This window comes from Pseudomonas sp. IT-P395 (assembly GCF_949767675.1).
Lineage (GTDB): Bacteria > Pseudomonadota > Gammaproteobacteria > Pseudomonadales > Pseudomonadaceae > Aquipseudomonas.
In genome coordinates this window covers 135589-148418 of record NZ_CATKPW010000044.1, presented here as the reverse complement: position 1 = coordinate 148418, position 12830 = coordinate 135589, and the positions used below count along the sequence as shown (strand labels likewise).

At 60.4% G+C, this 12830-nt stretch carries 14 protein-coding genes; 5 read left to right on the top strand and 9 right to left on the bottom strand.

Annotation, left to right across the window (positions count from 1 at the left end; translation table 11 throughout):
• The first annotated feature begins 329 nt into the window (after window positions 1-329).
• Window positions 330-1094, top strand: a complete 765-nt coding sequence (locus tag ACM6IN_RS21160) for an SDR family oxidoreductase (protein WP_007915905.1) — start codon at window positions 330-332, stop codon at window positions 1092-1094.
• Between the two features lie 200 nt (window positions 1095-1294).
• On the top strand, window positions 1295-2200 hold the full coding sequence (locus ACM6IN_RS21155; protein WP_414916659.1) for a cation diffusion facilitator family transporter: 906 nt from the start codon (window positions 1295-1297) through the stop codon (window positions 2198-2200).
• Between the two features lie 109 nt (window positions 2201-2309).
• Here ACM6IN_RS21155 and ACM6IN_RS21150 read toward each other — a convergent pair whose 3' ends face one another.
• From ACM6IN_RS21150 to ACM6IN_RS21120, 7 genes are all read right to left on the bottom strand, one after another.
• Window positions 2310-3443, bottom strand: a complete 1134-nt coding sequence (locus ACM6IN_RS21150; protein ID WP_007915908.1) for an AGE family epimerase/isomerase — start codon at window positions 3441-3443, stop codon at window positions 2310-2312.
• A gap of 199 nt (window positions 3444-3642) precedes the next feature.
• Window positions 3643-4215: a HupE/UreJ family protein gene (locus ACM6IN_RS21145; RefSeq protein WP_007915909.1), complete on the bottom strand. Its 573-nt coding sequence runs from the start codon at window positions 4213-4215 to the stop codon at window positions 3643-3645.
• A gap of 27 nt (window positions 4216-4242) precedes the next feature.
• Window positions 4243-4857, bottom strand: coding sequence for an urease accessory protein UreG (gene ureG, locus ACM6IN_RS21140; protein WP_007915910.1), 615 nt, complete (start codon window positions 4855-4857; stop codon window positions 4243-4245).
• 12 nt (window positions 4858-4869) lie between these two features.
• Window positions 4870-5544, bottom strand: a complete 675-nt coding sequence (locus ACM6IN_RS21135; protein WP_414916658.1) for an urease accessory protein UreF — start codon at window positions 5542-5544, stop codon at window positions 4870-4872.
• Window positions 5541-6041, bottom strand: a complete 501-nt coding sequence (gene ureE / locus ACM6IN_RS21130) for an urease accessory protein UreE (protein WP_414916657.1) — start codon at window positions 6039-6041, stop codon at window positions 5541-5543. Before ureE ends, ACM6IN_RS21135 begins: the two co-directional genes overlap by 4 nt.
• Window positions 6042-6341: 300 nt before the next feature.
• Window positions 6342-6974 (bottom strand): TetR family transcriptional regulator, encoded by a 633-nt coding sequence (locus tag ACM6IN_RS21125; RefSeq protein ID WP_007915913.1) that lies wholly within the window; start codon window positions 6972-6974, stop codon window positions 6342-6344.
• Window positions 6975-7129: 155 nt separating this feature from the next.
• Window positions 7130-7597, bottom strand: coding sequence for a hypothetical protein (locus ACM6IN_RS21120; RefSeq protein WP_095113518.1), 468 nt, complete (start codon window positions 7595-7597; stop codon window positions 7130-7132).
• A 384-nt stretch (window positions 7598-7981) separates the two neighbouring features.
• Between ACM6IN_RS21120 and ACM6IN_RS21115 the strand changes: the two genes are divergently transcribed.
• Window positions 7982-10057: an AsmA family protein gene (locus ACM6IN_RS21115; RefSeq protein WP_414916656.1), complete on the top strand. Its 2076-nt coding sequence runs from the start codon at window positions 7982-7984 to the stop codon at window positions 10055-10057.
• A 149-nt stretch (window positions 10058-10206) separates the two neighbouring features.
• Here ACM6IN_RS21115 and ACM6IN_RS21110 read toward each other — a convergent pair whose 3' ends face one another.
• Both ACM6IN_RS21110 and ACM6IN_RS21105 read right to left on the bottom strand, forming a co-directional pair.
• Window positions 10207-10740 (bottom strand): ferritin-like domain-containing protein, encoded by a 534-nt coding sequence (locus ACM6IN_RS21110; protein WP_007915920.1) that lies wholly within the window; start codon window positions 10738-10740, stop codon window positions 10207-10209.
• Window positions 10741-10830: 90 nt separating this feature from the next.
• Complete coding sequence (locus ACM6IN_RS21105; RefSeq protein ID WP_176472347.1) at window positions 10831-11760, bottom strand: LysR substrate-binding domain-containing protein; 930 nt, start codon at window positions 11758-11760, stop codon at window positions 10831-10833.
• 108 nt (window positions 11761-11868) lie between these two features.
• On the opposite strand from ACM6IN_RS21105, the gene ACM6IN_RS21100 reads away from it, so the two are divergent.
• Both ACM6IN_RS21100 and ACM6IN_RS21095 read left to right on the top strand, forming a co-directional pair.
• On the top strand, window positions 11869-12507 hold the full coding sequence (locus ACM6IN_RS21100) for an FMN-dependent NADH-azoreductase (RefSeq protein ID WP_095113521.1): 639 nt from the start codon (window positions 11869-11871) through the stop codon (window positions 12505-12507).
• Complete coding sequence (locus ACM6IN_RS21095) at window positions 12508-12813, top strand: DMT family transporter (RefSeq protein WP_095113522.1); 306 nt, start codon at window positions 12508-12510, stop codon at window positions 12811-12813.
• Window positions 12814-12830 lie beyond the last annotated feature (17 nt).

Genomic DNA, 12830 nt, shown 5'->3' with positions numbered 1-12830 from the left:
CGCGCAATCACTGTGTTGACTGTCCGCTCGTGCAAAATGCCATGTCCCGCACATCCGCCACTTCAGGGTCAAGCAAAAAACTTTCTATTTCGCCCGCAAAGCCTTGTGTGGCGCGGCTTTGCGCGTTTGCACTTGCCCCCGGAAACTGTGGAAGGGACTGTGGATAACATGCGTGCACATGGCTACAGGCCACGGTTGCTATAGCGTTGGTGCGACTGGTTGTTTTTTGTACAGCTTGTGGGTGTTGCCCGTGAATGCGCGGGCGGGCATGCTGCCTGCTGATTTTCTATTCCAAGGGCTGCCCCGGCGGTCGAAGCAAGGAGAACACGATGTCCAACACCCTGTTTATCACCGGCGCGACGTCCGGATTTGGTGAAGCCTGTGCCCGCCGTTTTGCCGAGGCTGGCTGGAAACTGGTGCTGACCGGTCGTCGTGAAGAACGCCTCAATGCGCTGTGCGCCGAGCTGTCGAAGCAGACCGAAGTGCATGGCCTGGTGCTCGATGTGCGCGATCGCAAGGCGATGGAGGAGGCGATTGCCAACTTGCCGCCATCGTTCGCCAAGCTGCGTGGCCTGATCAACAACGCAGGTCTGGCACTGGGCGTGGACCCGGCGCCGAAGTGCGATCTGGACGATTGGGACACCATGGTCGACACCAACGTCAAAGGCCTGATGTACGCAACCCGCCTGCTGCTGCCGCGCCTGATTGCCCATGGCCGTGGCGCCGGCATCGTCAACCTTGGCTCCATCGCGGGCAACTATCCGTATCCGGGCAGTCATGTTTACGGCGCGACCAAGGCGTTCGTTAAACAGTTCTCGCTGAACCTGCGCTGCGACTTGCAGGGCACCGGCGTGCGGGTGAGCAACATTGAGCCGGGGCTGTGCGAAAGCGAGTTCTCGCTGGTGCGTTTTGCTGGCGATCAGGAGCGTTACAACGCGACTTACGCCGGTGCCGAGCCGATCCAGCCGCAGGACATCGCCGAAACGATTTTCTGGGTGATGAATGCGCCGGCGCACATCAACATCAACAGCCTGGAATTGATGCCGGTGAGCCAGACCTGGGCCGGGTTTGCCATTGAGCGCAATAAGGCCTGACACCGCGTTAAGGCCAATCGCTGGCAAGCCAGCTCCCACAGGTTTATTGGCGTACACAAATCTTGTGAACGGCTCGATACTTGTGGGAGCTGGCTTGCCAGCGATGAGGCCAGAACAGGCAAAAAATGGCGATAAGGTAAACTCCCCTCGCAACAACCCAACCGCACCCCGCGGTTTTCAAGGTTTTTCGAGGAGTCAAAGTGAGTAACCGAGGTGAGCAGGCACTGCTCAAACAATCGACCATTCTGATGTTGGCTGTGGCGATTGCCGGGATCGTCACCGGTTTTGTTTCTGGTTCGCAATCCATCCTGTTCGATGGTTTTTTCTCGCTGATCGCAACGTTCATCAAAGTCCTGATGTTGATCACGGCCAAGTTGATCGCCAAGGAAAGCAATCACCGTTTCCAGTTCGGTTTCTGGCACCTGGAGCCGATGGTGCTGCTGATCGAAGGCAGCTTCCTGATGTTGATCGCGATCTACGCGTTTCTCAACGGCGTGTTTGGCATCATCAACGGTGGTCGCGAGATCGAACTGGGGCTGGTGATCATTTATGCGGCGGTGTTTACCGTTGTCGAGTTCGCTTATTTCTTCTACGTGCGTCGGCGTAACCGCAAGCTCAAATCCAGCCTGATCCAGTTCGACAACATCAGCTGGCTGGTGGACGCGATGCTGTCCGTGGGCCTGTTGATCAGTTTCCTCGCGGCGTTGCTGCTCAAGTCCCAGGGCTATGGCGAGTGGGCGGTGTATGTCGACCCGTTGATCCTGATCGTGCTGGCGCTGACCATGTTGCCGCCAGCGTTCAAGATCCTTGGCCCGGCCTTACGCGATGTGCTGGGGATTGCGCCGGATACACTGGATGATCAGGTCCGGCAGGTGATGGAGGCGGCGAAAACCGAGCATGGTTTCGATGATTACGTGTCGTACGTGCAGAAGCACGGACGGGCACGGTTTATCGAGATTCATGTGGTGTTGCCGGCGGATTATGCGTTGAGCAATGTCGGACAGCTGGATGCGTTGCGCGAGGAGATTTCGGCGAAACTGGGCAGGCCGGATGCGGCGCGCTGGTTGACCATCAGTTTTACCGGGGACAAGAAATGGATTGCCTGAAGACCGCGTAACGGCCATTCGTCGGATCGCCGCCCGGAGCAGGCTCACTCCTACATTTGGAATGCGTTCCCCTGTAGAAGTGAGCCTGCTCGCGAAAGCTATTTATCCGTCAGCGCAGATATTCAGCCAGGCCGCTATAGCAAGTCGCCAAGTGATACGGCGTAGTCGAAGGCATGTCCTTGCGGCTAACCTCGCCCAACTCATCCCGACACTCATGCCAGCCACCCGCATGCAGGAATCGCTGCTGCAACGCCTGCAACTGGCGCAGCACCACCGCTTCACTGCCCTGACGCAAGGTCAGCGCGCGCAGATATTCCGCCTGAGCCCAGATCCGCTGGGTCGAGTCTCGCGGGCGTCCGTCCATTTCCAGATCGAGCATTGCCCGCACCGCGCCGGATGGCTGCACCACACCGTATTGCTCGGTGAACGCAAACGCCCGATCCAGTGCGGCGTGCAGTTTTGAACCGCGCAGCAACGGCGACGACTCGAGCAGGAAATACCATTCGAACTGGTGCCCCGGCTCATACCAGTTATCCACAGCGCCGAGCGGCTTCTCCATCAACACGCCATATTGCGGATCGACGAACCGCTTGTGCATGGCTGTGCATAACTCCAGCAGTGCTTTCTGCGTCTGGGCATCTTCGCGCACGGCAAGGGTCGCGAGGAATGCTTCGGCCAGATGCATCAACGGGTTTTGCAGCGGACCGGTTTGCAGGGTGATCCAGTCGCGTTCCAGGCAGGCTTCGTACAATCCATCGCCGGTGGCGAAGCGTCGGCCAATGATTTCCAGGGCCGCGTTCAGCGTCGACTCGACCAGCGGATCGCCGGACTTTGCCCAGTAATGCGCGCAGGCAAACAGGATAAACGCGTGGGTGTAGAGATCCTTGCGCTGATCCAGCGGCTTGCCCTGGGCATCGATGCTATAGAACCAGCCGCCATGATCGGCATCATGAAAGTGCCGTTGCAAGGAGCGGAACAGCGCCGCCGCACGGACTTCAGCGTTATCCACAACTCCGATCAGACTGGAAAACAGATACAGCTGTCGCGCACAGGCCATCGCCCGGTAGCGCTGCGGTGGCAGCGGCTGATGCGCGGCGTCCAGCGCCTCATAGGGCAACGCCATGTCGGCGTTCCAGCCCGGGCCTTGCCAGAGCGGCACGATCACGTCGACGAAGTGCTGTTGCACAGCGCCAAACAGGGCGGTCAATTCAGGCAGGGAGGTGGAGCGGGAAGCGTGGGGCATGGGCGGACGTCGTCACGGCTGGGGCGATTGCGCGACATGGTAGCAGAGCGGCGGCCGTTAGAGTCTTGGTGTCTGATCGGCCGTCATCGCCGGCAAGCCAGCTCCCACAGGTGATTGGGTCAGTCCACAATTGTGTGAACACCAAATATCCTTGTGGGAGCTGACTTGCCAGCGATGAGGCCGGTACAGGCGATGGAGATTAGCCTGCTAGCAGCCAGGCGCCTGTTATTGCTGAGGCAGCACCTGCAAGGCGCACCAACGGTGCCGCAGCCTTAGGCAGGAAACGCACTACGGCATAACCCGCCGCATGCAGTGCAGCTGTCGCGGCCACAAAACCCGCCGCATACGCCCAAGGACTGCTCATGTCCGGCAGTTCCAAGCCATGCGCCACGCCATGGAACAGCGCAAATACCGCCGTCGCCACCACCGCCATGACCAACGGCGGACGCACCGCCAGCGCCACCGCCAGACCCAACGCCAGCACCGACGCGGCAATCCCGCTTTCCAGTGCCGGCAATTCCAGCCCTTCAAACCCAAGCATGCCGCCAATCAACATGGTGCCGACAAATGTGCACGGCAGCGCCCAGCGCGCCGCGCCTTGCTGCTGCGCCGCCCACAAGCCAACCGCCACCATCGCCAGCAAATGGTCGAGGCCGCCGATCGGGTGGCTGATACCGGCAATCAAGCCACTGTCGCCATGCCCCGGGTGTGCGAAAGCCAATGCCGGCGTCAGCAGCAGCGCCACAGCGCCAAGAATACGTTTGAGTGTCATGGATAAGCTTCCTTGTTGAGCAGTGAATCAGGCTGCGGTCAGCAGGCCCTGGCGTTCGATGAAGGCGATGATTTGCTCAAGGCCCTGACCGGTTTTCTGGTTGCTGAAAACGAACGGCTTGCCGTTGCGCATGCGTTTGGTGTCGCTGTCCATCATCTCCAGCGAGGCGCCCACCAGCGGTGCGAGGTCGATCTTGTTGATCACCAGCAGATCGGATTTGCAGATCCCCGGTCCGCCCTTGCGCGGCAGCTTGTCGCCGGCCGAGACGTCGATCACGTAGATGGTCAGGTCGGACAGCTCCGGGCTGAAAGTCGCCGAGAGGTTGTCGCCGCCGGATTCCACCAGAATCAGATCCAGCCCCGGAAAACGCCGGTTCAGTTGATCGACCGCTTCAAGGTTGATCGAGGCGTCTTCGCGGATCGCCGTGTGCGGGCAGCCGCCGGTTTCCACGCCGATGATCCGCTCCGGTGCGAGAGCTTCGTTGCGCACGAGGAAATCGGCGTCTTCGCGGGTGTAGATATCGTTGGTGACCACGGCGAGGTTGTAGCGCTCGCGCAGGGCCAGGCACAGGGCCAGGGTCAACGCGGTTTTGCCGGAACCGACCGGGCCGCCGATGCCGACGCGCAGAGGTTGTGTGTTCATCGAGTGTTTCTCCTAAGAACGGAAGAGTCGGCTGTACTGGCGCTCGTGGGCCATGCACGCCAGGGACAGACCAAACGCGGCGCTGCCCATGTGTTCGGGATCGATTCGGCTGGCGTCCTGCTGCGCCTGTTGCAGCAGCGGCAGCAGTTCGCTGGTCAGGCGTTGCGCGGCTTGCTGACCCAGCGGCAGGGTTTTCATCAATACGGCGAGCTGGTTTTCCAGCCAGCTCCACAACCACGCGGCGAGCGCGTCCTGCGGCTTGATACCCCAGGCGCGCGCGGCCAGCGCCCAGCACAGGGCCAGATGCGGTTCAGTGCATTGATCGAGAAAGCTGCGGGCGGATGCGTCGAGTTCTGGCAAGCCATTGAGCAGTTGCTGCAACGAATAGCCCATCTGCCGGCTCTCCAGATGCAACTCGCGCGTCTCGCGACTGGCGCGATGGCTTTCGCAAAGGATCTGCAAATCAGCCCACTGTTCATCCGCCGCCGCCTGGCAATGCGCGAGCAATAGCGGCGCTTCGAAGCGAGCGAGGTTGAGCAGCAACTGATCGCTGATCCAGCGCCGCGCGCTGTCCGGATTGTTGACGCGGCCGTTATCCACGGCCATTTCCAGGCCTTGTGAATAGCTGTAGCCACCAATCGGCAGCTGCGGACTGGCCAGGCGCAGCAGCGCCCAGGCCGGATTCACAGGCGTACGCCGAACTGATGGAGTTTCGGCGCGTAATTGAAGTCTTCGTCGCCGTGGCGTGAATGGTGATGGCCGCCGCCATAGGCGCCGTGCTCCGGCTGGAATGGCGCTTCGATCGCTTCGACCTGCGCACCAAGCTGTTCCAGCATGGCTTTGAGCACGTAGTCGTCGAGCAAACGCAGCCAGCCATCGCCGACTTGCAGGGCGACGTGGCGGTTACCCAAGTGATAGGCAGCGCGGGTCAGTTCGAAGGCGTTGGCGCAGGTGACATGCAACAGGTGTTCGGGACGGGCGCAGACGCGGACGATGCGGCCGTCTTCAGCCTGTAGGCATTCGCCGTCATACAGCGGCGACTGACCGCGCTCCAAAAACAACCCGACGTCTTCGTCCTCGGCACTGAAACAGCGCAAACGGCTTTTGCTCCGTGCTTCGAAGGTCAGGTGCAACTCGGCGGCCCAGACGGGTTGAGGGTCGATTCTGCGGTGAATCACCAGCATCGGAAAGCTTCCAGCTATGGACAATACTCTGGCTAGAGCAAGGGCCTTGCCAATCGGACGAGATGTAGGAAATCCCTGTCGGAGCGTAGTGGATGTTTCAAGATGTTGCGGGAATATGAAAGGTTTTGGTGCGTGAAGATTTTTTAATGCACCAAATGGAGGCTGTGACACCGCACCTTTGTAGGAGTGAGCCTGCTCGCGATAGCGCAGTGTCAGTCAGCAAATATGTAGCTGTTAAACCGCTATCGCGAGCAGGCGAAGGGCTACAGGGGACCGGATGTATCAGTAAGGAAGAGGTTGTTACTCGGTACTGCCTAGCCCTTGCCAGTGCTTGAGGCCGATAAAGATAAAGCGCAGTTGCTGGGTAATCTTCGCCTGCGGCGTCAGATGCTCCGGCAGGGCTTCGGCGGGCGGGTCGATGATGTCGGGGAGGGTAGCGAACACCGATTTGACGATCAGGTCAGCCATCACGCTCAAACCGGCGGCATCCAGATGCTGCAGTTTGGGCATCATCGTCAGGTCGGCCGCGAGGTCGGAACTGATGTTCTCGCGCAAGCGCCCGATCGCCTGGCGCACCGGCAGCGAACCGCCGTACTGCTCGCGCGCAAGAAACAGAAATTGCGAGCGATTGGCGCTGACCACGTCGAGGAAAATCCGCACCGAGGCGTCGATAATGCCGCCCATGACGAATTCGTTGTGGCGCACCAAGCGAATGGTTTCGCGGAAGGTCTGGCCGACTTCGCTGACCAGCACCAGGCCTAACTCGTCCATATCGGCAAAATGCCGGTAGAAACCGGTGGGCACAATCCCGGCGGTTTTCGTCACTTCGCGCAGGCTCAGGCTGCCGAATCCTCGGCCGCTTTCCATCAGGTGGCGGGCAGCGTCCATCAAGGCGTTGCGGGTCTGTTGTTTCTGTTCGGCGCGGGGCAGCATCGCAGGGTGTGTTCTTTGGCAGGACAAGCGCCGCACTCTAGCAAATCGGCTTTGTCGGCGTCGAACGGGAGGGCATGCAGCGGAAGATTTTATCGGGCCGGAAAAGTCAAAAGCCCAATCCGTGGATTGGGCTTTTTTTCGAGGCCGCCATGGGCTTAGCTCAAAGCGCTGTTGCGTTCGATCACACGGTCACCACCACCTTCGGCAAGGGTCTGGCCTTGTGGAGTGCGGTCGCCGCCATCGGAAGCCAGGGTCTGGCCTTGTGGGGTGCGGTCGCCGCCGTCAGAAGCCAGGGTCTGGCCTTGTGGAGTGCGGTCGCTACCGTCGGACGCCAGGGTCTGGCCTTGTGGAGTGCGGTCGCTACCGTCAGACGCCAGAGTTTGACCTTGAGGAGTCTTGTCGTAGCCGTCTTGAACCAGACCTTTCTCTTCCAGGCGATCGCGGCCGCCTTCAGCCAGGGTCTGGCCTTGTGGAGTACGGTCCGAACCATCAGCTGCTACGGTTTGGCTGAATACCGAGTGGCTGGATTTAACTTGCGGAGTCGCTTGGTCGGCAGCGGGCAGGGCGAAAGCAGTGCTGGCTAGCATCGACAGGGTAAGGCTGAGCAGTAATTGGCGTTTCATGATGGGTTGCTCCTTGAGAGGGCGATAAAGTGGGTACGAGGGCAATGCTACTCTCGATAAGTCGATATAAAAGTTCATAAACGCAATGGTAATAATCAACAGAATTGATTGTTCTGCCGGGAGGCTCTAGATCGCGGCTTTCCGGCCGACGGTTTTGCACCGAGGTGGGTATTTCCGACTCACTCGCGCCTCGCAAAAGTGCGGTCGCGGTAACACTGTTCGACTGATTGGTCAGATTTCGCGCGACTTTTTGCGCAGTAATAGGCCTTTCGATTAAACCTGCGGCTGGTTTGCCAGTCGTAGATTTCATGAGGGCCGCTTTGGCCCGCCGTTTCAGCCGTGCGCTGCAGTCTTTGCGTGCGGTCGTGATCAGGAGCTTTGTGCATGACGCGCACTGGAAAAATCTTCAGCTGGACCTTCGCCATCCTCGTGCTGCTACTGGCCGTGCTGGTATTGATCATCGTGTTCTTCGACTGGAACCGGATCAAACCGCCGCTCAACGCCAAAGTCTCGGAAGAACTGCACCGACCGTTTGCCATCAACGGCAATCTCGCGGTGATCTGGCAGCGCGAGCCGGACGAGGGTGGCTGGCGCGCGTGGGTGCCGTGGCCGCACGTGGTCGCCGAGGACTTGAGCCTGGGCAACCCGGACTGGTCGAAGCAACCGCAGATGGTCACGCTCAAGCGCGTTGAGCTGCGTATCTCGCCGCTGGCGCTGTTGGCGCAACGGGTGGTGATTCCGCGCATCGACCTGACCGAGCCCAATGCCCAGTTGCAGCGTCTGGCCGATGGCCGCGCCAACTGGACGTTCAAGTTCGACCCGAAAGATCCGAACGCTGAACCGTCGGACTGGGTGGTCGACATCGGCGCGATCGGGTTCGACAAGGGGCACGTCACCCTCGACGATCAGACACTCAAGACCAATCTCGATGTGCTGATCGATCCGCTGGGCAAGCCGATCCCGTACAGCGACATCGTTGGTGCCAAGGCGGCGAAAACCGCGCAGGACAAGGGCGGTGCGCCGCAGGATTATGCATTTGCCTTGAAGGTCAAAGGCCAATACCACGGGCAGAACCTCACCGGCCAAGGCAAGATCGGCGGGTTGCTCGCCTTGCAGGATGCGCGCAAGCCATTCCCGCTGCAGGCCCAGGCGAAGATCGGCGACACCAGCATCGAACTGGCTGGCACGCTGACCGATCCGCTCAATCTCGGCGCCCTCGATCTGCGCCTGAAACTGGCCGGCGCCAGCCTCGGCAATCTCTATCCGCTGACCGGCGTGACCCTGCCGGATACGCCACCGTACGCCACCGACGGCCATTTGATCGCCAAGCTGCATGACGAGGCCGGGGCGAAATTTACCTATGAGCAGTTCAACGGCAAGATCGGCAGCAGTGATATTCATGGCGACCTGACCTACGTCGCCAGCCAGCCGCGACCAAAACTCAGCGGCGCGTTGCTCTCCAATCAACTGTTGTTTGCTGACCTCGCACCGCTGATCGGCGCCGACTCCAATGACAAGCAAAAGGCCCGCGGTGGCGAGAGCAAACAGCCGGCCGATAAAGTGCTGCCGGTGGAAGAGTTCAAGACTGATCGCTGGCGCGCGATGGACGCCGACGTCGAGTTCACCGGCAAGCGCATCGTCCACAGCGAGAAACTGCCGTTCAACGATCTTTATACCCACCTGAAACTCAACGACGGCGAACTCAGCCTGGAGCCGCTGCGCTTCGGTGTCGCTGGCGGTAATCTCGATGCACAGATTCGCCTCAATGGCCGCACCGAACCATTGGAAGGCCGGGCGAAGCTGACTGCGCGCAGGTTCAAACTCAAAGAGCTGTTCCCGACTTTCGAACCGATGAAGACCAGTTTTGGTGAGCTGAATGGCGACGCCGATATCACTGGTCGCGGCAACTCGGTGGCCAAGCTGCTGGGCGGCGCCAACGGCAAATTGAAGATGTTGATCAACGACGGCGCGATCAGCCGTGAGCTGATGGAACTGGCCGGGCTCAACGTCGGCAACTATGTGGTCGGCAAGATCTTTGGCGACAAGGAAGTGAAGATCAACTGCGCAGCGGCCGACTTTGACATCAAGACCGGTCTGGCGACCACGCAGTTGTTTGTCTTCGATACCGAGAACGCGATCATCTATATCGACGGCACGGCGAACATGGCCACCGAGCAACTGGATCTGACGGTAACGCCGGAATCCAAGGGCTGGCGTTTGATCTCCCTGCGTTCGCCGCTGTATGTGCGGGGCAAGTTCATCAAGCCGGATGCCGGCGTGAAGGCCGTGCCGCTGATGTTGCGTGGAGCGGGGATGGTTGCGTTGGGCGTGATTGCCGCACCGGCGGCGGGGCTGTTGGCGCTGGTGGCGCCGAGTGGCGGTGAGCCGAATCAGTGTGCGCCGTTGCTGGAGCAGATGAAGGCGGGCAAGGCGCCTGTCACCGTAAAACCGACCAAGTAATCGGTGCTCGCGAAGGCGATTTCCTGATCGTTCCCACGCTCTGCGTGGGAATGCCTCAACGGACGCTCCGCGTTCGGCAATAAAAAGGCACGCGGAGCGTGCCGGGCTGCATTCCCACGCGGAGCGTGGGAACGATCAGTCGTCAGGGGTTACAGGTCGTTCAGGATGTCAGCCATGTCATCGGCATGTTCTTCTTCCTGCGCCAGAATATCTTCGAAGATACGCCGCGTAGTCGGGTCTTTCTCGCCGATGTACTGAATGATCTCGCGATAGCTGTCGATGGCGATCCGCTCGGCAACGAGGTCTTCGTAGACCATCTCTTTGAGGGTGTTGCCGGCCACATATTGCGCGTGGGACATTTTCGACAGCAGGTCGGGGTTGAACTCAGGCTCGCCGCCTAATTGCACGATGCGCTCGGCCAGACGGTCGGCGTGCTCGGCTTCCTGGGTGGCGTGCTCGAGAAACTCTTCGGCGGCCACATGGGCTTTCACGCCATTGGCCATGAAATAGTGGCGCTTGTAGCGCAGCACGCAGACCAGTTCAGTGGCCAGCGATTCATTGAGCAAGCGCAGCACCTCTTCACGGTCGGCGCTGTAGCCCTCGGTGACGGCGCCATTCTCGACGTGTTGGCGCGCACGGTCGCGCAAGGTTTGAACATCTGACAGATGCAGGTCGTCGCTCATTTCGATCTCCTGGAGGCTAATCCGATTGTCGCCACGTTCTGCGGACGCGGTCGCTACCTAAGCTGTGAGTCATGAGCGTTGCAAAAAGTTTTACCCGATTTGCTGCGACCTTGGCACCAGTCCCGAGCGCTGCGCTTCGTCGCGCAACCAGGCAAAAAACGCCCGCACCGGCGGATGCCGCTCACGCCCCGGCACACACAACGCGCTGTAACCGGCGCCATCGACCTGAACCTCGCCCTTGTACGGCACCAGCAAACCGCTGGCGACGCTCTCCGACACCAGAATATTGCTCGCCAGCACCAGCCCTTGCCCGGCGATCGCCGCTTGCAGGGCGTAATGTTCTTCGTCGTATTCGCGGATCGCCGGTTGCTGGTTCAGCCAGTTTTCCTCGGCCTTGGCGCACCACGCTTCCCAGCCATGGGCATACAGTTTCGAGTTGTGCCAGCGCACGCTGATCAACGTTGGCGTACGCCGCGCGGCCAGCGCCACTTGCTCGGGCGAGCCATAAACGCCGAACGATTCATCGAACAGGCACAGACCGTACAGGTTCGGGTAGTCGTCGAGGCTGTAGCGCAACACCAGATCGACGCTGGCGTCCTGATGCAGATCGATGACTTCGCAGTGGGTGTCGAGGCGCACGTTGATGTTCGGATGCTGCGCATAAAAGCGTCCGAGGCGCGGCACCAGCCACAGCGCGGCAAACGCGGCGGTGGTCGATAGCGTCAGCGTGCTGGCGTTGCGCTGCGGGCGCAGGGTATCGACGCTCTGCGCCACTTCCAGCAATGCGCCGTGCAGGCTGCGAAACAGGCGCTCGCCGCCCTCGGTCAGGCGCACCTGGCGTGGCAGGCGTTCGAACAACGCGAGGCCGAGCCAGTCTTCCAGCGACCGGATCTGGTGAGAAATCGCCGTGGGCGTGACCGACAGTTCTTCGGCGGCAGCCTTGAAACTGAGCAGCCGTGACGCCGATTCAAAAGCGCGCAGGGCGGTGAGAGGCAGCGAGGCGAACATTGAAAACTCCATGGATGAAATAAACTCATCCAGACTGACTTTTGCTCATTTGAGGCTTAGGGGTGACACCTGCAATCTGCAACGACACGCCAACTCAAGTCTAGCCTCAAGGAGTTTCAGATGAGCAAAATTCTTGCGATCCATGCCAGCCCACGTGGCGACCGTTCCCATTCGCGGCGTCTGGCGGAACATTTTCTCAGTGCCTGGCAGGTGCGTCATCCGCAGGCGCAAGTGACTCGCCGCGAGGTCGGGCGGGCACTGATTCCGGCGGTCAACGAAGCCTTTGTCGCCGCCGCGTTTTATCCACAGCCTGAAGCACGCCCACTGTCGATGCAGGCCGATCTGGCCCTGAGCGATCAATTGGTCGGCGAGTTGTTCGAGCACGACCTGCTGCTGATTTCCACACCGATGTACAACTTCAGTGTGCCCAGCGGCCTCAAGGCCTGGGTCGATCAGATCGTGCGCCTGGGGCTGACCTTCGATCACACGCTGGACAATGGCGTCGCCCAGTACACGCCTTTGTTGCAGGGCAAGAAAGCCTTGATCGTCACCAGTCGCGGTGGCTTCGGCTTCGGTCCGGGTGGTGAACTGGAAGCCTTGAACCACGCCGATCCATGGTTGCGCACGGCGCTGGGTTTCATCGGCATCAATGACGTCAGCGTGGTCGCAGCCGAGGGCGAAGAGTCCGCCGAACGCACTTTCGCGGTATCGGTGGCCGAGGCGGAGCAGCGTTTGCTCAGCCTTGCCCGGGAGTTCTAGGTGGCCTGGCTGTTCCTGCTGATCGCCGCCGGGTTTGAAGTGACCTTCGCCATGGGCATGAAGTACGCCGAGGGCTTCACCCGGCTGTGGCCCTCGTTGATCACGGTGATTGCGGCGCTCGGCGGGATCTACTTCCTGACCCTGGCGATGCGCGAGCTGCCGGTGAGCATCGCTTACCCGATCTGGACCGCGATTGGTTCGCTGGGTACGGTGTTCCTCGGCTTTGCCCTGTTGGGTGAGAGCCTGACGCTGGTCAAACTGGTTTCGGTAGGGCTGATTGTGGCGGGGGTGGTGGGCCTGAAGTAGGCTGGTCGTTGAGTTGT